Annotated in this window: 24 protein-coding genes, 1 tRNA gene and 1 pseudogene; 9 read left to right on the forward strand and 17 right to left on the reverse strand. The window is 36.4% G+C overall.

The features are described 5' to 3' along the window. Positions 1-9 precede the first annotated feature (9 nt). From atpD to FC88_RS01620, 12 genes are all read right to left on the reverse strand, one after another. On the reverse strand, positions 10-1461 hold the full coding sequence (atpD, locus tag FC88_RS01565) for a F0F1 ATP synthase subunit beta (RefSeq protein WP_057812092.1): 1452 nt from the start codon (positions 1459-1461) through the stop codon (positions 10-12). Positions 1462-1481: 20 nt separating this feature from the next. Continuing rightward, complete coding sequence (locus FC88_RS01570; protein WP_057812094.1) at positions 1482-2399, reverse strand: F0F1 ATP synthase subunit gamma; 918 nt, start codon at positions 2397-2399, stop codon at positions 1482-1484. Between the two features lie 17 nt (positions 2400-2416). Further along, entirely contained in the window at positions 2417-3961 is a 1545-nt protein-coding gene (atpA, locus tag FC88_RS01575; RefSeq protein WP_057812096.1) for a F0F1 ATP synthase subunit alpha, read from the reverse strand. A 15-nt stretch (positions 3962-3976) separates the two neighbouring features. Beyond that, positions 3977-4525: an ATP synthase F1 subunit delta gene (gene atpH, locus FC88_RS01580; RefSeq protein WP_057812098.1), complete on the reverse strand. Its 549-nt coding sequence runs from the start codon at positions 4523-4525 to the stop codon at positions 3977-3979. Next, positions 4512-5033 carry a F0F1 ATP synthase subunit B gene (atpF, locus tag FC88_RS01585; protein ID WP_420838811.1) on the reverse strand — a complete coding sequence of 174 codons (522 nt, stop codon included), beginning with the start codon at positions 5031-5033 and terminating at the stop codon, positions 4512-4514. Before atpF ends, atpH begins: the two co-directional genes overlap by 14 nt. An 82-nt stretch (positions 5034-5115) precedes the next feature. Continuing rightward, complete coding sequence (atpE, locus tag FC88_RS01590; protein ID WP_010020175.1) at positions 5116-5328, reverse strand: F0F1 ATP synthase subunit C; 213 nt, start codon at positions 5326-5328, stop codon at positions 5116-5118. A 23-nt stretch (positions 5329-5351) separates the two neighbouring features. Beyond that, the gene (gene atpB / locus FC88_RS01595) at positions 5352-6062 is read right to left on the reverse strand and encodes a F0F1 ATP synthase subunit A (RefSeq protein WP_057812099.1); all 711 of its coding nucleotides are present in this window, start codon (positions 6060-6062) and stop codon (positions 5352-5354) included. Positions 6063-6149: 87 nt separating this feature from the next. Then, complete coding sequence (gene upp / locus FC88_RS01600; protein WP_057812102.1) at positions 6150-6779, reverse strand: uracil phosphoribosyltransferase; 630 nt, start codon at positions 6777-6779, stop codon at positions 6150-6152. Positions 6780-6790: 11 nt separating this feature from the next. Beyond that, a complete protein-coding gene (locus tag FC88_RS01605) occupies positions 6791-7801 on the reverse strand; it encodes an L-threonylcarbamoyladenylate synthase (protein ID WP_057812104.1) in 1011 nt (336 codons plus the stop codon). A gap of 2 nt (positions 7802-7803) precedes the next feature. Then, the gene (prmC, locus tag FC88_RS01610) at positions 7804-8652 is read right to left on the reverse strand and encodes a peptide chain release factor N(5)-glutamine methyltransferase (protein WP_083484529.1); all 849 of its coding nucleotides are present in this window, start codon (positions 8650-8652) and stop codon (positions 7804-7806) included. Beyond that, entirely contained in the window at positions 8630-9727 is a 1098-nt protein-coding gene (gene prfA, locus FC88_RS01615; RefSeq protein ID WP_057812106.1) for a peptide chain release factor 1, read from the reverse strand. Before prfA ends, prmC begins: the two co-directional genes overlap by 23 nt. Positions 9728-9748: 21 nt before the next feature. Next, complete coding sequence (locus tag FC88_RS01620) at positions 9749-10330, reverse strand: thymidine kinase (RefSeq protein ID WP_057812108.1); 582 nt, start codon at positions 10328-10330, stop codon at positions 9749-9751. Positions 10331-10483: 153 nt separating this feature from the next. On the opposite strand from FC88_RS01620, the gene FC88_RS01625 reads away from it, so the two are divergent. Further along, on the forward strand, positions 10484-11827 hold the full coding sequence (locus FC88_RS01625) for a Mur ligase family protein (RefSeq protein WP_057812110.1): 1344 nt from the start codon (positions 10484-10486) through the stop codon (positions 11825-11827). A 24-nt stretch (positions 11828-11851) separates the two neighbouring features. Here FC88_RS01625 and FC88_RS01630 read toward each other — a convergent pair whose 3' ends face one another. The 3 genes from FC88_RS01630 to FC88_RS01640 all read right to left on the reverse strand — a co-directional run bounded on the left by FC88_RS01630 (position 11852) and on the right by FC88_RS01640 (position 16487). Next, positions 11852-12820: a serine hydrolase domain-containing protein gene (locus FC88_RS01630; protein ID WP_057812112.1), complete on the reverse strand. Its 969-nt coding sequence runs from the start codon at positions 12818-12820 to the stop codon at positions 11852-11854. A 65-nt stretch (positions 12821-12885) separates the two neighbouring features. Then, a complete protein-coding gene (locus FC88_RS01635; protein ID WP_057812114.1) occupies positions 12886-14766 on the reverse strand; it encodes an ABC transporter ATP-binding protein in 1881 nt (626 codons plus the stop codon). After that, positions 14766-16487 (reverse strand): ABC transporter ATP-binding protein, encoded by a 1722-nt coding sequence (locus FC88_RS01640; protein ID WP_057812115.1) that lies wholly within the window; start codon positions 16485-16487, stop codon positions 14766-14768. The genes FC88_RS01635 and FC88_RS01640 overlap by 1 nt, the downstream gene beginning before the upstream one ends. A gap of 97 nt (positions 16488-16584) precedes the next feature. On the opposite strand from FC88_RS01640, the gene FC88_RS01645 reads away from it, so the two are divergent. The 3 genes from FC88_RS01645 to FC88_RS01655 all read left to right on the forward strand — a co-directional run bounded on the left by FC88_RS01645 (position 16585) and on the right by FC88_RS01655 (position 17636). After that, positions 16585-17283 (forward strand): CPBP family intramembrane glutamic endopeptidase, encoded by a 699-nt coding sequence (locus FC88_RS01645; protein ID WP_057812118.1) that lies wholly within the window; start codon positions 16585-16587, stop codon positions 17281-17283. After that, complete coding sequence (locus FC88_RS01650) at positions 17280-17510, forward strand: hypothetical protein (protein WP_057812120.1); 231 nt, start codon at positions 17280-17282, stop codon at positions 17508-17510. Before FC88_RS01645 ends, FC88_RS01650 begins: the two co-directional genes overlap by 4 nt. 53 nt (positions 17511-17563) lie before the next feature. Then, positions 17564-17636 (forward strand) — tRNA-Glu (locus FC88_RS01655). Between the two features lie 700 nt (positions 17637-18336). Here FC88_RS01655 and FC88_RS13335 read toward each other — a convergent pair. Together FC88_RS13335 and FC88_RS01660 are read right to left on the reverse strand one after the other, a co-directional pair. Beyond that, positions 18337-18480, reverse strand: coding sequence for a head-tail connector protein (locus tag FC88_RS13335; protein WP_083484530.1), 144 nt, complete (start codon positions 18478-18480; stop codon positions 18337-18339). Between the two features lie 365 nt (positions 18481-18845). Beyond that, positions 18846-19070 (reverse strand): hypothetical protein, encoded by a 225-nt coding sequence (locus tag FC88_RS01660; protein WP_057812122.1) that lies wholly within the window; start codon positions 19068-19070, stop codon positions 18846-18848. A 267-nt stretch (positions 19071-19337) separates the two neighbouring features. Between FC88_RS01660 and FC88_RS13040 the strand changes: the two genes are divergently transcribed. The 5 genes and pseudogenes from FC88_RS13040 (at position 19338) to FC88_RS01680 (ending at position 21167) form a co-directional block, all read left to right on the forward strand. Beyond that, positions 19338-19670, forward strand: coding sequence for a helix-turn-helix domain-containing protein (locus FC88_RS13040; protein WP_187323350.1), 333 nt, complete (start codon positions 19338-19340; stop codon positions 19668-19670). Positions 19671-19740: 70 nt separating this feature from the next. After that, positions 19741-19935 carry a hypothetical protein gene (locus FC88_RS01670; protein WP_157060405.1) on the forward strand — a complete coding sequence of 65 codons (195 nt, stop codon included), beginning with the start codon at positions 19741-19743 and terminating at the stop codon, positions 19933-19935. After that, positions 19931-20268 (forward strand): annotated as a pseudogene (locus FC88_RS13340) (transposase); the annotation flags it as partial. The gene FC88_RS01670 and the pseudogene FC88_RS13340, both read left to right, overlap by 5 nt. 11 nt (positions 20269-20279) lie before the next feature. Continuing rightward, on the forward strand, positions 20280-20699 hold the full coding sequence (locus tag FC88_RS13350) for an IS5 family transposase (RefSeq protein WP_057812126.1): 420 nt from the start codon (positions 20280-20282) through the stop codon (positions 20697-20699). 102 nt (positions 20700-20801) lie between these two features. After that, a complete protein-coding gene (locus FC88_RS01680) occupies positions 20802-21167 on the forward strand; it encodes a hypothetical protein (RefSeq protein ID WP_057812128.1) in 366 nt (121 codons plus the stop codon). The last annotated feature ends 129 nt before the right edge of the window (positions 21168-21296 follow it).

The raw sequence follows: 21296 nt of genomic DNA on the forward strand, positions 1-21296 counted from the left end.
CTCCTATCGTTAATTGGCAACTGCTTGATCAGTATTTTCATCTTGGCTATCAGCTGGTGTCCAACCCATATCCTTAGCTTTATCGATAACGTCTTGAATTCCACCAACACCGTTAAAGGCATCTTCTGGAACATCATCGTATTTACCGTCTAAGATAGCACGGAAGTCCTTAACTGTTTCTGAAACAGGAACGTAAGAACCTGGCTTACCAGTAAATTGTTCAGCAACACTGAAGTTTTGTGACAAGAAGAATTGAATACGTCTTGCACGAGCAACGACTGTTTTTTCTTCATCAGACAATTCGTCCATACCCAAGATAGAAATAATATCTTGAAGTTCATGGTATCTTTGAAGAACTTCTTGGACTTGTGTAGCAACATCATAATGTTCTTGACCTACAATATCAGGATCAAGAGCTGAAGATGTTGAAGCTAGTGGATCAACAGCTGGGTAAATACCTTGTTGTGTCAATCTACGTTCCAAGTTAGTAGTTGCATCCAAGTGGGCGAATGTTGTAGCTGGAGCAGGATCAGTATAATCATCGGCAGGAACATAAACAGCTTGAATAGAAGTGATTGAACCCTTCTTAGTTGATGTAATACGTTCTTGCAATTGACCCATTTCTGTAGCTAGTGTTGGTTGATAACCAACGGCAGAAGGCATACGACCAAGCAAGGCAGAAACTTCTGAACCAGCTTGTGTAAATCTAAAGATGTTATCGATAAACAATAGAACATCTTGTCCTTCAACATCACGGAAGTACTCAGCAATTGTCAAACCTGTTAAGGCGACACGCATACGAGCACCAGGTGATTCGTTCATTTGTCCATAAACCATGGCAGTCTTAGAAAGAACACCAGATTCCTTCATTTCATAATAAAGGTCATTACCTTCACGCGTTCTTTCACCAACACCAGTAAATACTGAGATACCACCATGTTCTTCAGCAATATTGTGAATTAATTCTTGAATCAAAACGGTTTTACCAACACCGGCACCACCGAACAAACCAACTTTACCACCACGAACGTAAGGTTCGAGAAGATCGATAACTTTGATTCCTGTTTCAAGAACTTCTGTTGATGTATTTAATTGATCATAAGCAGGTGCTTGTTTGTGAATACTATCTCTTCTAAAGTCAGCAGGAAATTCCTTGCCTCCATCGATAGATTCACCCAAAACGTTAAACACACGGCCCAAAGTTTCTTTACCAACTGGTACAGAAATAGGTTTAGCTGTGTTAAGTACTTGTGCACCTCTTTGAAGTCCATCAGTAGAACTCATGGAAATAGCACGCAAGGCGCCATCACCTAGTTCTAGAGCAACTTCGAGGGTAATCTCTGATCCGTCGTTTTTCTTAACTTTAAGAGCATCATTGATTTCTGGCAAATCTGCATCTAAAGAAAATTCAACATCGACAACTGGACCGATTACCTGAATAACTTTACCTTTGCTACTCATTAATTTGGCTCCTTTCTAAACTATTCAAGTGCAGCAGCACCACCGATGATTTCGGTGATTTCTGTTGTGATTTGAGCCTGACGAGCGCGGTTATAATGTAGTGACAAACTTGAAATAAGATCATCGGCATTATCACTGGCACTCTTCATAGCTGTTACAGAAGCGGCATGCTCTGCTGTTTTTGCATCCATCATTGCTCCTAAAACTAAACACTCAATATATTGAGGCACAATTGCAGATAGAACTGCTTTAGGGTTTGGTTCTGTGATGTATTCTGTTGCAGCTTGTTGTTCTTCTGGTGTAACGTCATCAGGATCACCTAATGGCAAAAGCTTTTGATTCGTAAATTCAGAAACTAATGAGTTTACGTGATGATTATGACAAATATCAATTTCATCGAACAATTCTGCTTGATACATTTGAAGAATTGTTTTCATGATTGGAGTAATATCTTTAACCGTTGGAATATCAGGTAATCCACGATATTCATACGATACATCATAACCACGTGCTTTGAAGAACTCTGTTCCAGTAGCACCTAAGGAAATAATAGTAAATTTACTTTGGTCGCCATGATATTTCTTTTCGAACAATTCCATCATAGCTTTCAAAATATTACTATTGTATCCACCAACAAGACCACGGTCACTAGTAATAACAACGTAAGCGGTCTTTTTGACTTCACGAACTTTTAGAAGACTGTTTAGACTTAATGGATCATCAGAATCATCAGCAATTGACAATTCTTTGAAAACATCAGCTGCTTTCAAATGTCTAACAATATCTTCAACCTTTTTTTCATACAATTGATAAGCAATAGATTTCTTTTCAATACGAGAGAGTTTAGCACCAGATACCATTTGCATGGCCTTTGTGATTTGACCGGTTTTCTTAGTAGAAGAAATTCTTCTTTTAATATCCATAAGGGACTCAGCCATTATTTAAACCTCCTGTATTATTTTTCTGCTTGCTTGCTATCTGAATCTGTTCCTGATTTTGAAGCTAAGAAGTTTTCTGTAAAGTCTTTTACAGCAGCCTTGAACTTATCTTCATCAGGCAATGTACCTTTTTCTTTGATTGTTTGTAAAATATCTGCATGATTTGCATCGAAATATTCAGAAAGTGAAGTTTCATATTCTTTAATATTATCTACATCAATTTTATCCAAGAATCCTCTTGTCAAAGCAAACAAAATCAAAACTTGTTTTTCAACAGGAACTGGTGAGTGTACAGGTTGTTTTAGAACTTCTTCTGTACGACGACCACGATCTAGTTTTGCCTTTGTAGCTTCATCAAGATCTGAACCGAATTGAGCGAATGATTCCAATTCGTGATATGAAGAAAGATCTAGACGTAAAGTACCAGCAACTTTCTTCATAGCCTTGATTTGGGCATCCCCACCAACACGAGAAACAGAAGTACCAGCATCAATAGCTGGACGTGTACCTGAGTGGAACATATCACTACTCAAGAAAATCTGTCCATCAGTGATAGAAATTACGTTAGTTGGAATATAGGCTGACACATCACCGGCTTGTGTTTCAACGATAGGTAGAGCAGTCATTGAACCGCCACCCAAATCGTCACTCAACTTAGCAGCACGTTCTAGCAAACGTGAGTGCAAGTAGAAAACGTCACCAGGATATGCTTCACGCCCAGGTGGTCTACGAAGCAATAGTGATATTTCACGATAAGCATTAGCTTGCTTGCTTAAATCATCATAGACGATCAAAACATGCTTGCCGTTATACATGAAATACTCACCCATTGCAGCACCAGCATATGGTGCAAAGTAAAGCATAGGTGCTGGTTGACTAGGACCAGCTTCAACAACGATTGTGTAATCCATTGCGCCATGCTTTCTTAAGGTTTCAACTTGGGCTCTAATTGTTGATTCCTTTTGTCCAATTGCAACATAGATACAAATCATATTTTCATCTTTTTGATTAAGAATTGTATCAATAGCAATTGATGTTTTACCAGTTTTACGGTCACCAATGATCAACTCACGTTGACCACGACCAATAGGAACAAGTGAGTCAACTGATTTTAAACCTGTTTGTAGAGGTTCAAAAACTGACTTACGTTGCATAACACCGGGTGCAGGTGATTCAATAGGTCTTGTTTTGTCTGTCTTGATTTCTCCTTGACCATCAACTGGTTGTCCCAAAGAATTTACGACACGTCCAATCATTTCATCACCGACTGGAACTTCCATGATACGACCTGTTCTTTTAACAGTATCGCCTTCACGAATTTTATCGTAGTTACCTAAAATGATAATACCAACATCATCACTTTCAAGGTTTTGAGCCACACCAAAAGTACCGTCTTGGAATTCTAGCAATTCACTTGCCATAGCATTTTCAAGGCCATTAGCACGAGCAATACCATCACCGACGTATGTAACTGTACCTACTTCATCAACTGAGAGTTCATTTTTATAGTTCTTTAACTGTTCTTTGATCAGTGAACTAATCTCTTCAGTTTTGATGCTCATTCTTTTCACCTCGACTTAATTATTAACCAATAGTGTCCTCTTGATGTCATTAAATCTCTTAACGACACTACCATCGATAACTTGATCTCCAACACGGATCACAACTCCACCAATAATAGTAGGATCAACTATTTTCGTTAAATTTACTTTATTTACTGAAAATCTCTCTTTAATTACGGATTCAAGATGACTGATTTGTGCTTCATCCAAATCAATCGCTGTTTTAACTGTTGCTTCAACGATACCGTTAACTTCATCATATTTTTCAATGAATGCATCAGCAATATCGATCACACAGTCCATACGATTGTTGTCAAAAACTAATCCCAAGAAATCTTGCATCAATTCACCAAACTGGCTCTTTAATGTATCCAAAATTTTGATCTTTTCAGTGCGAGAAATAGAACGTCCCGCAAGAGCAAAACTCAAGCTAGGATTTTCTTCATAGACCTTTTTTAAAGACTTCAAGTCTTCAAGTATTTCTTCTACGGAATTTTGTTCTTCGGCTACTTCAAAAAGTGCCTTACTATATCGCTTTCCCACTTGATATTTACTTAGTTTCATTTACCGTCAACTCCTTAATATAAGAGTCGATTAGTGACTTTTGATCGTCTGCATTAAGCTCTTTAGAAATAACTTTTGAAGCAATTTCCAAAGACAAGTTTGCAATGTCATTTTGAGCACCTGACAAAGCATCTTGTTTAGCTTTAGCTACATCAGATTTAGCTCTTTGTCTTAATTCTTCAGCTTCGCTATGAGCATCGGACACGATAGACTTCTTTTGAGTCTCACCGCTTTCCTTTGCTTTGTTAACAATTTCAACTGCTTCAGCACGTGAATTTTTAAGAGCATCTTCACGTTCTTCAGCCAACTTTTTAGCACGTGTGCGTTCCTGATCCGCATAATCAAGATCGCCAGTGATCTTTTCAGATCTGGCATCCATCATCTTTGTAACAGGACCCCAAGCAAAATGTTTTACTAAGAGTGCCAAAATGATGAAAGAAATAAGAATGAAAAGCATGTCACCCAAAGCTACTTGACCAGCTCCGAGAACTAATAAACCTGCCAATATTCTTCACTCCTTCCTTTCTAATAAATACATAGCATTAAAAGGCGATTATCTTTAGACATCGCCAAGTTTAAAATCGTATGTATTAAACGAAAAGAATAACGAACGCAATAGCAATGGCAATGATAGGAACAGCTTCGATAAGACCAACACCAATGAACATTGTTCCTCTTAATTTATCAGCTACTTCTGGTTGACGAGCCATACCTTCAAGAGTTTTTGAAATAACAAGTCCGTTACCGATTGATGCTCCAAGAGCAGCGATACCAGCTGCAAGAGCTGCCGCAATATCCTTCATAATTAAAAATCCTCCAATAAATGTTATTCTTGTTCCATTTTACGTGAAATATAAACCATAGATAATGTGGTAAATACGTACGCTTGGATGGCTCCAATAAATACAGAAAAACCTTGCCAAATCATGGCTAATGGCATTGCGCCAATAAATGTCACAGCACCAACGCTTTTGGCAACAGTTCCAATAAGTGCAAGAAGTACTTCACCGGCAAAAATATTACCGTAAAGACGTAGTGACAATGTTAGGAAGTTGGTAAATTCTTCCAGAAGGTTAATTGGTAGTAAAAACTTTACCGGTCTCGCATAATTGGATAAATAACCACCAAATCCAAACTTTTTCACAGCATAATAGTGTGAAAGCAACAATGAAACCGTCGCAAGCCCCATTGTAATCAAAGGATTAGATGTTGGTGACTTAACATATGTGAAACCGCCAATCTTTAGCTGGAAGAATAATCCTAATTGGTTAGAAACGAAAATAAATAGGAATAATACAAACGCGTAAAGATTGAACTGTTTACCTGAACCATCTGGCATTGCTGATTTTACAATACCATTAGTAAAATCAATCATCCATTCAAGTACGTTCTGTGCTTTACCTGGTCTCATTGTGACTTTACGAGATAATGCAAACACCAAAATGAAAACAAGGACTGCAGAGACAAGTACTGACAAGTCATTTGCAACATTGAATCTTAAGCCTAAGAAATCAATAAACTTATACTTATCATCCAATAATAACCCTCCTTTCTTCGCTTATTGAAAACAATTGATACCACAAAATAATAACACTAAATTTTATATATTCAAACAATGAAATTCTTATTTTGTCCCAAACAATCTGTCTCCGGCATCACCTAGACCTGGGAAAATATAACCACTGTCTGTAATCTTTTCATCTAGTGAAGCAGCGTAGATATCAACATCTGGATGTTCCTCTTGAACTGCCTTAACGCCTTCTGGAGCAGCAACTAAGACTACTAAACGCATGTGTTTAGCACCACGTTTCTTCAAAGCGTCAATGGCCATATTTGCAGAACCACCAGTAGCAAGCATTGGATCAACGATGAATAATTCACGTTGGTCAATATCGCTAGGGAGTTTTACAAAATATTCATGTGGTTTCAATGTTTTTTCATCACGGTACATTCCGATGTGACCAACTTTGGCCGCTGGAATCAATTCTAGTACACCGTCAACCATTCCTAAACCAGCACGCAAAATAGGAATAACTGCTAATTTCTTACCGGCAAGCACCTTTTGGGTAGATTTACCCATTGGTGTTTCAATTTCAACATCCTTTAATGGCAAGTCACGAGTAATTTCATAAACCATTAATTTACCAATTTCGTTGGCAACTTCTCGGAATACCTTTGTACCTGTGTGCTTGTTACGGATAATTGTAAGTTTATGTTGGATCAATGGGTGGTTCAATACTGTAAATTTAGACATTTTAAATCTCCTTAGTTTTTGTAATGTGCATTGCCTGCTGATTTATTCAAACGGTTGTTGTATGCAACTCCATGACCTTCATCAGGAAAACCTTGAGCCAAGATGTAATCCATATGATCTACATCCAATTGACGCAATCCTGCAAATAATTCTTTGGAAGCGCTATAAACATCATCACCCAAAGAAAAAGTAGTGATGTTTTCAGGTACTTCTTTTAGAATTGCATCAGTAGCTAAGACTCCTAACGAAGCATCTTTTTTGCTGTATTTTGCAATCGCTTCTGGAAAGTCTTTGACGTCATCAACAATAATGACTTGAGCGCTTGGTGCATAATGCTTGTACTTCATCCCTGGTGCCTTTGGAACTTCTGTTGCGGTTACCTTGTGGTGATCTGAATTGACATTGTCAATAACCTTCAATAGGTCATCTGAGTCGATCATCCCTGGGCGTAAAATCGTTGGTACATCAACAGATAAATCAATGACAGTCGATTCTACTCCCAATTTAGTTGGACCATCATCCAAGATAGCTGCAATTTTGCCATGTAAATCGTGGTAAACATGTTTTGCTAAAGTTGGACTAGGCTTGCCACTTGTATTAGCTGAAGGCCCTACAATTGGCTTGCCAAAAGTCTTAATAAGATCCAAAGTCGCCTTATTATTAGGCATTCTAAAAGCAGCAGTCGTCAGTCCCCCGGTAACTGCCTTAGAAAGTTTTCCAGGTTGTATTGGCATAATGATCGTCAATGGACCCGGCCAAAAAGCCTTCATCAGCTTCTGGGCCAAAGGTTGATAGCTGTTATCGGCATATTCCCAGACCATTTCTGGACTAGCAACGTGGACGATCAAAGGATTGTCACTTGGACGTCCCTTAGCAGCATAGACATCTTTGACTACATCAGGTCTCGTCGCGTCAGCACCTAAGCCGTAGACAGTTTCAGTCGGAAAAGCAACTAGTTGTCCTTTGGCCAGGAAATCTGCAGCTTCTTGAATCTGTGTATTCTCTAGTATCTCAGTTTCCAATACTACATCTCCTTTTTAGCTTTTAGATATCGGTAATTCCCACTTATATCTTTATGAAATTCTACAACATAATTAGGTAAATTATCACGAAAAATCGCTTTTATTGCGTTTTTTTGTCGAAAACCGAATTCCATATACAAAATACCATCATCAGAAAGATAATTATCGATCTGTTGCGTAATATTCTCATAGAATTCTAACCCATTATCCTTCCCATATAAAGCCAAATCCGGTTCAAATTTAATAACACTCGGATCCATGTCCTTTTTTTCGTCTTCGGCAATGTATGGTGGATTAGACACAACAAGGTCAAATTTTTGCGATTCGATGTTTTTAAATAAATCGCTTTGCTTAAAAAAGACATTGTTTGTCTGATAATTATCGGCATTTAACCGTGCCACTTGTAGAGCTCCTTTTGAAATATCAGTTGCCAAAATATTATCTTCAGGAAATTCAATTCCCAAAGTTATCGCAATAATTCCTGAACCTGTTCCAATATCACATATAGATAAATTTTTCTTCGGATGTTCATCGATAATCTGTTGAACCATTTCTTCAGTATCATTTCTTGGAATCAGTACGTTCTCATTAACAGAAAAGTTACGATTCATAAAATATGCGTACCCTAAAATATATTGCACAGGTTCATCCATCCCTAAGCGCATCAATCCATCACGAAATTTCCTCATGATATCATGAGGGACCTCATCATTTCGATGCAATTGTAATTGGGTATAGTTAAAACCACTTAACTCTTCCATTAAGTATTGTGCATCTTCAGGAAATTTATTTTGGCTCTTTAACACAGAAAAAGCCCTTTTCAGGGCGTTAGAATAGCTTAGCTTCTCCACTTTGAATTTGCTCCAACTTTTGAGCTTGGTCATGAACGATCAAGGCATCAATTATTTCTTCTAAATCACCATTCATAATACGGTCAAGTTTATTCAAAGATAGACCGATACGGTGATCGGTAACACGGTTTTGTGGATAATTGTAAGTTCTAATACGTTCAGAACGGTCACCAGTACCAACAGCAGATTTTCTTTGTTCATCGTATTCATTTTGATTTTGTGATTCATAATAATCATAAACACGAGATTTCAAAATTTGCATAGCTTTTTGACGGTTTTGTTGTTGTGAACGTTGATCTTGCATGGCAACAACAATACCTGTTGGCAAATGGGTCATACGAACAGCTGATGAAGTCTTATTGATATGTTGACCACCGGCACCAGATGAGCGATAAACATCAGTTCTAATGTCTTTTGGATCGATATCAATATCTACTTCATCGTATTCGGGCATAACAGCAACTGTTGCAGTTGAGGTATGAACACGACCTTGTGACTCAGTAGAAGGAACACGTTGAACACGGTGAGCACCATTTTCAAACTTAAGTTTCGAGTAAACTTTTGTTCCTGTGATCATGACCGCAACATCTTTGTAGCCACCAACTTCAGTGTCAGTTTCATCGATGATATCAAAATTCCAGCCTTGCTTTTCAGCGTATTTACTGTACATAGTCAATAAATCAGCCGCAAACAAACTAGCTTCGTCACCACCAGCGGCACCACGAATTTCCATAATAATATTTTTATCATCATTAGGATCTTTAGGAAGCATCAACAAAGTAATTTGATGTTCAACCTCATCAAGTTCTTTCTTGGAGCTTTCTAATTCATCCTTTGCCATTGCTTCCATTTCTGGATCATCAGTTTCACGAAGAATCTCGTCACTATCACTGATACTTTGCTTTAATTCTTTGTAATGCTTGAAAGCAGCAACAACATCACGCATGTCAGCTTCTTCTTTTGAGTAAGCCATATAACGTTTTGTATCGTTGATAACTTCAGGATCACTCATTAATTCTTGAAGTTCTTGATATCTTTCAAGCAATGTTTCTAGTTGTTCAAATATTTTATCCAACTCAACTATCCTTTCTTTTTATTAGTTTTCATCAAGCATTGGAGGATGGTTATAGTGACGACGACAAACTGGGTAGTACATTTCATTGCCACCAATCACAACCTGTTCACCATCATAAACTGGTTTACCATTAGCCATACGCATGTTCATTGTAGCTTTTTTTGTACAGAACCAGCAAATTGTCTTCATTTCTTCCAATTTATCTGCGTACAACAAAAGATACTTAGTTCCCTCAAACAACTCATTCTTGAAATCATTCTTCAAACCAAATGCCATAACAGGAATCCCTAAATCATCAACAACTCGAGTTGCTTGTAAAACTTGGTCCTTAGTCAAAAACTCACATTCATCAATCAAAACGCAAGATGCATTAGGATTTTCTTCTTTAACGATTTTATAAACATTGGAATCATCTTTTAAAGCAATCGCATCACGATTCAATCCCATACGACTTTCGATTTTTCCATGTCCAGAGCGAGTGTCCAAAATACTAGTCATTAAGATAACTGACTTGCCTTGTTCTTCATAGTTATGGGCTACTTTCAAAATCTCAATCGATTTTCCACTATTCATAGCACCATATTTAAAAAATAATTGAGCCAAATTTACGCCTCCAAAAATATGTCCTTCAAGATTATAACGAAAAAAATGGCTCTTGAACACAGCAAAGATTTCCCATTTTCAATCAAAAACGGATAAAATATAGTTCAGGTATGATAATATATTTTTAATTAATTCAATTTGGGGTTTTTATTAATGACATTTAAATCAAGTATAGCAACAATTACAGGTAAAACATCATATTTTATTTTGAGTAAATTTTTTAACGGTGGTTCTTCGTATCCCGGAAAAATTGCTTATAAAATTGATCCAGATATTTTAAAAAGTCTTGGTAAGGATTACGATTTGATTGTCGTTACGGGTACAAATGGGAAAACTTTGACAACTTCTTTAATCAATAAGATGTTGATTCAAAAATATAACGATGTCTTAACTAATCCAACTGGTTCCAACATGATCCAAGGAATCGTTACTAGTTTCGTTACTCATCACAAAACGAGCAAAAAACCTTTGGCAGTCTTGGAAGTTGATGAAGCTAATGTTCCAATCATTTGTAAATACATCAAGCCAAAATATTTTGTCTTAACTAACATTTTCCGTGATCAGATGGACCGTTATGGTGAAATCTATACTACTTATCAAAAAATCGTCGATGGTATCAAAATGGCGCCAGACGCTACAGTCATTGCTAACGGCGACGCAGCAATCTTTTCTTCAAAGGATTTACCAAACAAGTTTATCTACTACGGTTTCAGCGATAAAGGTCATGAAACTGAAGACTTCAAAGCACCAACCAATACTGACGGTGTCTTGTGTCCTAAGTGTAACCACATTATTCATTATCACATGATTTCTTATGCTAACTTAGGAAGTTATTTCTGTCCTAATTGTGGTTTCAAGCGTCATGAATTGAAATATCAAGTCACTGATATCTCAACTTTGCTCCCTAATAAGACAGAATTTGAAATCGACGGTAACAAGTTCACTATGAATATTGGTGGAAAATACAACGTTTATAACGCTTTAGCCGCTTATGCAGTTGCTTCGGAAATGGGTATCAGCATCGAACAAATGCAAAAAGCCTTCACTTATGATGAAAAAGTCTTTGGTCGTCAAGAAACTATCAATGTTGATGGTAAAGACGTCAATATTATTCTAGTTAAGAATCCCGTTGGCTTAAATCAAGTTATCGAAACTGTTCTCAGTGACAAAGATCCCTATACTCTAGCATTCTTGTTAAATGCTAATTACGCTGACGGAATCGATACTAGTTGGATCTGGGACGCCAATTTCGAAGATTTTGACTATAACAAATTGCCGTTAGTCATCACTGGTGGCAAACGTGTTAAAGACGTCACTTATCGTTTTAAAATTGCTGGTTTGGATATGAAGAAAAATATCGAAACCGCTGAGATCGAAGATTTTGTTAAAGAAATACCAAAGATACCTACTGACAAAATCTATGTCCTAGCAACTTATACAGCCATGCTAAGTTTACGTAAGAGTTTAATGGAAAAAGGTTATATCAAGCAAAAATAAAAGCAGCCAAAACGGCTGCTTTTTTTATTTGCTCTCGTTTAAAAATGAATTCAAAATTGTTTCACGTCGTTCCAGAAAAATCTGATTATGTTCAATTGGATGAACTCGATTCGTTAAAACAACCATTGCATTTTGGTGCTGATAATCTAAAGCAATGAAATGTCCCGTATAACCCGTATGAAACAAAACATGTCCTGTTCCATCTGGTTTAACATCCCAACCGAGTGAGCGACCTGGATTTAATTTTGTAAAATTGTGATACAAAAATTTCTTATCTGGTTTCAACATGTCTTTGGCAAACTTCATGACGTCATCTAAACTAGCAAACATCCCAGCCGATCCACAATGTTTACCCAGCTGACGAGCTTTAGGATCATTAGCAATTCCAAAAAGCATCTGATTATTGACTTCATAAGTTGGAACACAATCTTTAGGATTAGGGTCGAATGTGGCATCTTTTAATCCTTCTGGTTCAACAATGTATTTCATAATCGCATCTTGAACAGGCATATGGTAGATTTGTTCAATCACCAAACCTAGAAAAATCAAGCCAGTATCAGTATATACGACTTTTTTATTGAAAGTGTCAGTCACTGGCAATTTAATCAAGGCTTGAATCAACTGACCACAGTTTAAAGAATCACGATCAGGAATATAACCATGAATTCCCGAGGTATGCGTCAACAAGTGAAATAACTCAACTTGTCCGTCTGAAAAATCAGATAAATATTTCTTGATTGGATCATGCAAATCGATTTTTTTCTCATTTATTAATTTAATAATCAACGGAATTGTCCCCATGACCTTCGTTAAAGAGGCTAAATCGTGCAATTCTGTCCCTCTAAGCGGTTTTCTTTGCGGACGCCATTCCTTATCACCATAAAAATATTTATTCGTCTGAGAAGAGTTTATGAAGCCAAAACTGACTCCTGGAACAACCTGTTTATTAACTAAATCAATAATTTGTGCTTTGATTTCTTCAAAATCTGCCATAATAACCTCTCCTATCAAAAAAGAACGTGTTATAAAAACACGTCCTAATTATAAAACTTAAATTTTTACATTGCTACATTTCCAGCAAATTGTGAATTGTAAAGATCCGCATAGAAACCATTCTTAGCCATAAGTTCTTTATGATTACCAGTTTCAACTATTGAACCATGATTCATCACAATAATCTTATCAGCATCTTGAATAGTTGAAAGTCTATGGGCGACAACAAAACTCGTTCGATTCTTCAATAGACGTTCCATCGCATGTTGAATGTGTAATTCAGTTCTTGTATCAACTGAACTAGTAGCTTCATCCAAGATCAAAATCTCAGGATCTGCTACAAAGGCACGAGCAATCGTAATCAACTGTCTTTGTCCTTGAGAAATATTAGAAGCTTCCTCATTCAAAACAGTGTCATACCCTTGTGGCAATTGACGAACAAAGTTATCCACATGGGCCGCTTTAGCAGCTTCAATAATTTCTTCTTTAGTGGCATCTTCACGACTGTACTTCAAGTTGTCGTAAATACTACCAGTAAAGAGCCAAGTATCTTGAAGAACCATAGCATAGTGACTTCTAACTTCTTCACGGGTCATATTGCGAATATCTTTACCATCTAACTTGATTGAACCACCACTGACATCGTAGAAACGTTCAAGTAAGTTGATAATAGTTGTCTTACCAGCACCGGTTGGACCTACAATAGCAACCATTTCGCCCGGCTTAACTTCCAAATTGTAATCTTTCAAAAGAATTGGACTACCTTCATAACCAAACTTAACGTGATCCAAGGTAACTTTATCATCGGTTTTTACATCGGGTACATCAACGTTTGTGTCTTCCATTTCAGGTTCATCCAAAATTTCAAAGACACGTTCAGCTGATGCAATCGTTGCTTGAATCGTGTTAGTCAAGTTAGCTAGTTGAGCAATTGGCTGTGAGAATTGATTCATATATTGTAAGAAGGCTTGAATATTACCAAGAGAAATTCCACCATTGGCAACTTGAATACCACCATACATAGCTACGAAAACGTAGCCTAAGTTGTTCAAAAAGTTCATCATTGGCATAACGATACCAGAAATTAATTGAGCTTTCCAAGAAGCTTTGTACAACTTAGCATTTTCTTTTTCAAATTCTTCGATTGATTCTTGTTCGTGATTGAAACTCTTAACAACAACATGTCCAGAATAGTTTTCTTCGACTTGGTTGTTTAAAAATCCTAATGAATCTTGTTGGCGCTTAAAGAATTTTTGTGATTGTGGTGCAATGATTCCAACTACGATCAAACTCAATGGAACAGTTGCTAAAGCAATCAGAGTCAATTTCCAACTGATTGTCAACATCATCCAGATAATACCGACGAAGGTAACCGAACTAGTTACTAATTGGGTCAAACTTTGTTGCAGAGTACCAGCAATATTATCCATATCGTTGATAGCACGAGACATAACGTCACCATTAGAATGTGTATCATAATAATTGATTGGTAATCTTCTCATCTTACCTTTCAAATCACGTCTTAATTTATAAACTGTTCGTTGTGAAATCCGTGTCATAACAAACTGTTGAATAAAGTTAAACAAGGCTGAAGCTAGATACATCAAAATAACAATGAAAATGATGTGTTCAATCTTGTCAAAATTAATTGGCAAACCATTGATTTTAAAACCCGCTTTTTGTTGAGCTACACCAGTCATCAAACCTTTATAAATCTCAGTAGTAGCTTCACCCAAAATCTTTGGAGTTTTAATTTGGAAAACAGCTGAAGCAATGGCCAAAGCCAAAACAACGATAATTCCGATCACATATGTTGACATATATTTTGCCAAGCGACCGGTAGTCTTCCAAAAATTCTTAGGCTTGACAACAACACTAGGCCCACGACCAGGACCATGACCATGTCCTACTGAAGGTGATTGTGTTTCGTTTTTCTTTTCAGCCATTACTTACCCTCCTTTAATTGAGATTTAATGATTTCTTGATAAGTTTCATTATTCTCTTTTAATTCTTGGTGAGTACCTAATCCAACCATATCGCCGTTATCTAAAACAACGATTTGGTCAGCATCAGCAACTGTTGAAATACGTTGTCCAACAATAACAACGACCGCTTGACTGATTTTTTCATCATTTTTCAAAGCAGTACGTAAATTCAAATCAGTCTTGAAATCCAATGCTGAGAAGGAATCATCGAAGACATAAATTGAAGCATCTTTAACCAATGCACGGGCAATTGCTAGACGTTGTTTTTGACCACCAGAGAAGTTATCTCCACCTTGTTCAACTTCACCGTCTAGTCGACCATCTAATTCCTTGACAAAATCAGCTGCCTGAGCAATCTCTAATGCATGCCAAATTTCATCATCAGTTGCATTTTCTTTACCGTAAGCCATGTTTTCACGAATAGTTCCTTTGAACAATATTGCCTTTTGTGGAACCATTGAAACTTGACTGTTGATATCTTCTGTACTCAAAGCTTTGACATCAGTTCCGTTGATACTTACAACACCCGTTTCAGCATCATAAAATCTAGGAATCAAATTAATTAAAGTGCTCTTACCAGAACCTGTACCACCGATGATGGCCAAAGTTTGACCCTTAGTAACTTTGAAGTTCAAAGTATTCAAAGCTAACTTTTCAGCACCGTGATATCTAAAGTTAACATCATTAAAGCTTAATGATGGTTCATCCTTTAATTTAGCGGGTTTTGCAACTACATCAATCTTACTCTTAGTTTCAAAAACTTCTTGAATACGAGCAGCAGATGCGGAGGCACGTGGTACAAAAACAAATACCATTGAAAGAATCATAAAACTCATTAAAATTTGCATAGCATAAGTCATGAAAGCAATCATGTTACCAATTTCCATTGATTGATTAGCAATATAATGTGCTCCCAACCAAGTAATACCAACATTAGTTCCACTCATAACTAACGTAACAACTGGAAACATAACAGCAACGATACTGAATACTTTGACAGCATTGTTAGTATAATCTTCGTTAGCTTCTTTAAAACGATCTTGTTCGAATTGATCTTGTCTAAAAGCGCGAATAACACGTACTCCAGTCAAACCCTCACGGAATACCAAGTTCAAACGATCAGTCTTCTTCTGCATAGCTTTAAACAATGGCACAGCGAAGAACATGACTAATCCCACGATAACAATTAAAATTGGAATTGAAATCAAAAAGATTTTTGTCATTTCAGCATTCTTTTGATAAGCCATGAAACTTGCACCAATCAACATAATCGGTGCCATGATCATCATTCTCAACATCATGATCATTACGTTTTGAATTTGAATAACATCATTAGTTGTTCTAGTCGTCAATGATGAGGTCTCGAATTTATTGAATTCATCATGCGTAAAGTATAATATTTTTCTAAATAAATCGGACCTTAACTTCCGACCTAAACCTTGTGAGGCTTGTGATGCCATCAAAACATTTCCGAAGGCAGCAATTGCTGTGATTAACGATACAACGACCATTTCAATACCAGTATGTATGATATAATCCGTATCACCAGTAATGACACCCTTGTTAACAATGTCTGATGTAAGATTAGGGATATATAACGTTGCAACGACTTGGAATATCATAAAAATGACTGCAGCAAGCACTTGCCAGTTATTAATCCGACCTCTAGCAATCTTAAACATTTATTCACTCCCTTTAAAATTGACTAATAGCATTATAGTATTAAAGCACTAATCATCAAAAAATTCTAATAATTATTCCGATAAAGGTGGTACTTTAATGAATAATACCAAAAATACTTATCATCCTATAAAAGTCATACTCCATATTATAGCCTTTTTAGCGTTATTTTTAATGGAACAATTGCCATTAAGTGTTTTGACTTTGACAAAAAAAGATCTCGGCACTAAATATTCATCCTACATTAAAATGGCTCCTTTGGTAACCTTAGTTCTATTGATAATCGCTGCAACCATTATTATTTGGACCTTCAAAAAAGCTCAAAAATTCCCAACACAAGGCTTTTCTAAAGGTACTTGGTTCATCATCATAATTGCAACTGTTTTAACTTTTGCAATTAATGTTGTAACGCTACCTTTTATGAAAAGTAGTAATGAAAACGTTGAAGCATTGCAGTTAGTTGCTAATAATAGCATGATTATTTTAATAATATTTACTATTTTTGTGGCACCGATATTAGAGGAAATTCTTTTTAGAGGAATTTTTATGAATTGGTTTTTCATTGATTATCCCCTAATTTCAGTTATTGTCAGTGGTGTGATTTTCGGATACGTGCATGCACCTTTTGGCAGCAATACTGATTGGTTCTACGCCTTATCAAAAATTTTACTAGGAGTCGTCTTAGCAGGGGTCTACTATCGAACTAAAAATATTAAAGCTAATATAACTGTTCACTTCTTAAATAACATTCTAGCTATTTTGGCAGGAACAATTGCTTCAGGAGTTATTCTTCTATGAGAAATAATAAAAAGAAATTTAATGAAATCTATCAAGATTTACTTCGGAAGGTCGTCATGTTTGGTGTCTTATCAATGTTATTGTTAGCTAGTGCAAGAATAACTGGTTGGATAATTATGGAATATGCTGGTTTTGCAAGTGCTATTTATACAATAATTCTAATTAGCATAATGATCTATGTACTGATAATTAAGGCAAAGGATGAGAATAATCATAAAAAACAATAATTCGTATTGACATATTTACCTGTTTACGGGTAAAATTATGAATGTTGTTTAATTGCCCGTTGGTCAAATGGTTTAAGACGCCACCCTCTCAAGGTGGAGTTATGGGTTCGATTCCCATACGGGTGATAATTGAGTTTTACAGGTTGTCATGGGTCGTCAAAGCCCTTGATAAATCAACGTTTTATAAATTGAGTTCTTCACTGGTTATCACTTATTTACAATAAAGCGGAGCCACGACGGAGCCACGAAAAACATTTAAGTTTGTACGGCGCTTGAACATCGACTTGATCGGTGTTCTTTTTTTGTACAAAAATAAGCCTGGTACCTCTACCAGACTTAAAATAAATAATACCCCCCGGTACTATTTAAAAAAACTATACTAAATTTTCTCATGAATTTTATGTATATAGATTTATATTTGATAGATATTTCAATACCTACCATCTTTAATTATACCTTAATTTCAATGAATCAAAAGCAACAAATTTCAACCACATGCCCTACACTTTATCATCTACAACCACTGCTATAATAGGATTTCTCAAGATCTTCTTTTAATCTTCTTTACCTATCCTCTGTAACAATAAGTACATACGACTATTCATTTATTTAATGTACTTCGTTATATATCACGCCTATCAGCATTTAATTTAATATAAAAATACAGAGCGTTTCATTTGCCCAATATGTTAATTATAAAGATTTTATATACTATACTAGTTAATGAGTTATTCAAAATATCTACATAGACACGGAGCAATTAACCAATGGATGCAAAATATTTTTTGTTATGATCCAATCTTATAAGATTAAAGATTGATAGTGATTATATGAACCTATATACTGGTACGTTGTGATTAACGGCGCTCATAATGTAATCTTGTGCAGTGTCTATGTAATTTTGTAAAAGAGTGTTGTCTAGCGCGTGTGTCACACGCAAACTATTTTTAACATCTTGTAATGTAACCATTTATATTAAATTCCTTTCTTGAGCTGAACCTCCATTTTGACAGTCCAGGTATTTTAGTTAAAACAGATCGTTTCAAGCAATCTGTTTCATATCCTTCAAAAAGATATGTTTTAGATGGCAACCTTTAAAGGGTACTCACTTTTTGTGTACCCTTATCTTTCCAATGGTTAACGAAACTTTTCCCCGAAATTGGGGTAAAGGACAAAATTGTCATAAACCGTCTTTCTGCCACAAGTGATAAAAAAGCTATTACTCAAAAAAGTAAAAGCTATCTTTCATGTACTCCATTTCAGCGTACACGGCATACTTTAAAAGAGGGGGTTGCGCAAAATTGGGCAGACCTCTTGCGGTCAGTTGAAACGGCCTCATCTATCAAAAAAGGCATTGCCAAAAGTGGCAATACCAACTAATAAAAGTGTGTATGGATCAACCTTCAAATAATTGGCAACTGCTTTCACTCTCTTAATAGAAATAGTTTGTGAAGTGTCCCATTTTCTAATGGTTCCATTGCTAAAGCCCAAATCAGTTTCAATTTTTCTAATTGGAATGTTTTTCTTCTTAGCAATGTTTTGAATTGTTTCATAAATCAATACGTTCACCACCTTATATAATTTAGTAAGTTGGTCGACATATCTCTTGCAAAAAATAGACTGATATTCTACGATGAGGCATATTAAAGAACACCGTTATTCCTTTATTCGCCCGCCAAAGCTAATAAGTTAGGAATTGCGATAGGTTTTTAATACTCTCAATCAACTTACAAGCGCAATTATATATACCTGTAGTCTATAGGTAAAATGCTTTAATTTAGATTCATAGTCTATATTTAGACTATGCTTAGAAATGGATGCAAGAAAATGACGGTATATCAACATATTCAGCGTGTAGCTAAACCGAAAAAAATTTCTATTCGTCAAATTGAAATGGATTTAGGATTTAGTAATGGTAGTTTACGTAAATGGAAAGATAGCGCACCTACAGATAAATTAGTTCATGTGGCTAAATATCTCGGTACGACACCTGATTATTTAATTTTGGGACATGTAAACGATCATGATGAATCTAAAATAAAAAAAGATAATAATGTAAAAACTATAGTAGCTCATTTAAATGATGATGTAACACCAGAGCAACTAGAAAAAATCACTGAATATATAGACTTTATTACTAAAGATAATAAGAAAGACTGATTGGATGAATAGACTTGAACGCACAATTAATAAATATAAATCAAATATTAATTTTGTTTATAAAACCGACATGCCACCAGGGTTAGATGCTTTAACCGTTGGTAACAATGTCTTTCTAACCACCAGGTGTGGATTCACTGACACACTACAGCATATTGGTGAAGAAATAGGACATGTTCAAACTACAGTTGGTAATATTAGCAAATACAAAACTGCTGATGACCTAAGTCAAGAACGTAAAGCACGTCAACTTGGGTATACGTAAGCGGACTAAGCCAAGAAAGGTTGATTTATATGATATCTTTTGTGCCCTGCTTTATACCTTGAAAAATGGGTGCGTTTGGCGCGATTTACCCAGCGATTTTCCTAAATGGGAAACCGTCTATTATTACTGGTTACTTTGGACTAAAACGCCATCTCCTGCTGGTATCACTCCTCTGGATAAGGTTTTAAAAAAATTGTCAGCCAACATCGGTTGGCTCAGAAGCGTTCAGTTTATACATCGTTCGTCATTCTAGATGCTCAAAGTGTCAAGAATACCGATCCTGCTGAAAGTAGCAGCTACGATGGTGGTAAAAAGGTGAGTGGGATTAAGCGGTAAAAAGGTGAGTGGGATTAAGCGGTAAAAAGGTGAGTGGGATTAAGCGCCATCTTGCTGTATATATCAATGGGCTGCCGATGGCAGTCCATGTGACAACCGCCAATGTTTCTGAGCGTGATGGCGCCAATGCGCTACTGGCGTTAAACAAATCACAGTTTGACCTGGTTCAACGAGTAATGGCCGATGGTGGTTATACTGGTAACAACTTTGCTCAATCAGTTCAGGCAATGATTAACGCTGAAGTCATTATTGCTAAACAGAGTGACCTTAGGCACGGTCAAGTGACCCCGCAACGCTGGGTTATCGAACGCAGTTTTAGCTGGCTAGGAAAATATCGGCGCCTCTGGCGCAATTGTGAGCGAAAGCTGAACACCAGTAAGATGATGATTAGCTTAGCCTTCCTGCGAATACTCTTGAAAAGATTCTAAATACGTTCTTAGGGTTATAACCTGTAAAATCACTTTCTGTGACTCAAAATCAGTCCAAATACTGACGACTATAAAAGCTGAATATTTTGGAGGTATCATATATTGAAAACAACAAAATTAGTTGTTGGGATTTTGCAGATTGTTTTGTCCTTGTTTATCTTGCTACAATCATTCGCCGTGGGTGTTGGTAATGCTATTGATAAGTCAAAGGACGTGGGTGGAAGTGCTGGCTTTGTGGTAGCAATCCTGTTCATCGTTTCTGGAATTATTTATATTGCCACTCGCAAATCAGAAAAGCTTGGTGGTGACATTGCCGGTCTTGTCTTGATGATCATTTCATGGTTATTCGCGATCAGCAACGCGCATGTATATTCAGACTTGCAAATCTGGGGTTGGGTTTCATTCGTCATTGGTGTTGGCTTCTTCGTTTGGCACTTTATTGCACTACGTAAACAAGCAACTAAGTAACAATCGAAGCCCCTACTTGGGGCTTTTATTGGATGCAAAACGTAGCAACTTAAACGGGTCTAGAATTTTTGGTGTTGGAAAGTATTTCCATTCCAAAAGTACTAGGCCCTAATTTAAAAAGCCATTGAT

Origin of the sequence: Companilactobacillus futsaii JCM 17355, assembly GCF_001435505.1 — a bacterium.
Lineage (GTDB): Bacteria > Bacillota > Bacilli > Lactobacillales > Lactobacillaceae > Companilactobacillus > Companilactobacillus futsaii.

Bases quoted from the DNA above. Each gene is read 5' to 3' on its own strand.
- atpD (WP_057812092.1), bottom strand. From the start codon at position 1,461: ATGAGTAGCAAAGGTAAAGTTATTCAGGTAATCGGTCCAGTTGTCGAT.
- FC88_RS01570 (WP_057812094.1), bottom strand. From the start codon at position 2,399: ATGGCTGAGTCCCTTATGGATATTAAAAGAAGAATTTCTTCTACTAAG.
- atpA (WP_057812096.1), bottom strand. From the start codon at position 3,961: ATGAGCATCAAAACTGAAGAGATTAGTTCACTGATCAAAGAACAGTTA.
- atpH (WP_057812098.1), bottom strand. From the start codon at position 4,525: ATGAAACTAAGTAAATATCAAGTGGGAAAGCGATATAGTAAGGCACTT.
- atpE (WP_010020175.1), bottom strand. From the start codon at position 5,328: ATGAAGGATATTGCGGCAGCTCTTGCAGCTGGTATCGCTGCTCTTGGA.
- upp (WP_057812102.1), bottom strand. From the start codon at position 6,779: ATGTCTAAATTTACAGTATTGAACCACCCATTGATCCAACATAAACTT.
- FC88_RS01625 (WP_057812110.1), top strand. From the start codon at position 10,484: ATGACATTTAAATCAAGTATAGCAACAATTACAGGTAAAACATCATAT.
- FC88_RS01630 (WP_057812112.1), bottom strand. From the start codon at position 12,820: ATGGCAGATTTTGAAGAAATCAAAGCACAAATTATTGATTTAGTTAAT.
- FC88_RS01635 (WP_057812114.1), bottom strand. From the start codon at position 14,766: ATGGCTGAAAAGAAAAACGAAACACAATCACCTTCAGTAGGACATGGT.
- FC88_RS01640 (WP_057812115.1), bottom strand. From the start codon at position 16,487: ATGTTTAAGATTGCTAGAGGTCGGATTAATAACTGGCAAGTGCTTGCT.
- FC88_RS01645 (WP_057812118.1), top strand. From the start codon at position 16,585: ATGAATAATACCAAAAATACTTATCATCCTATAAAAGTCATACTCCAT.
- FC88_RS01650 (WP_057812120.1), top strand. From the start codon at position 17,280: ATGAGAAATAATAAAAAGAAATTTAATGAAATCTATCAAGATTTACTT.
- FC88_RS13335 (WP_083484530.1), bottom strand. From the start codon at position 18,480: ATGGTTACATTACAAGATGTTAAAAATAGTTTGCGTGTGACACACGCG.
- FC88_RS13040 (WP_187323350.1), top strand. From the start codon at position 19,338: ATGACGGTATATCAACATATTCAGCGTGTAGCTAAACCGAAAAAAATT.
- FC88_RS01670 (WP_157060405.1), top strand. From the start codon at position 19,741: ATGCCACCAGGGTTAGATGCTTTAACCGTTGGTAACAATGTCTTTCTA.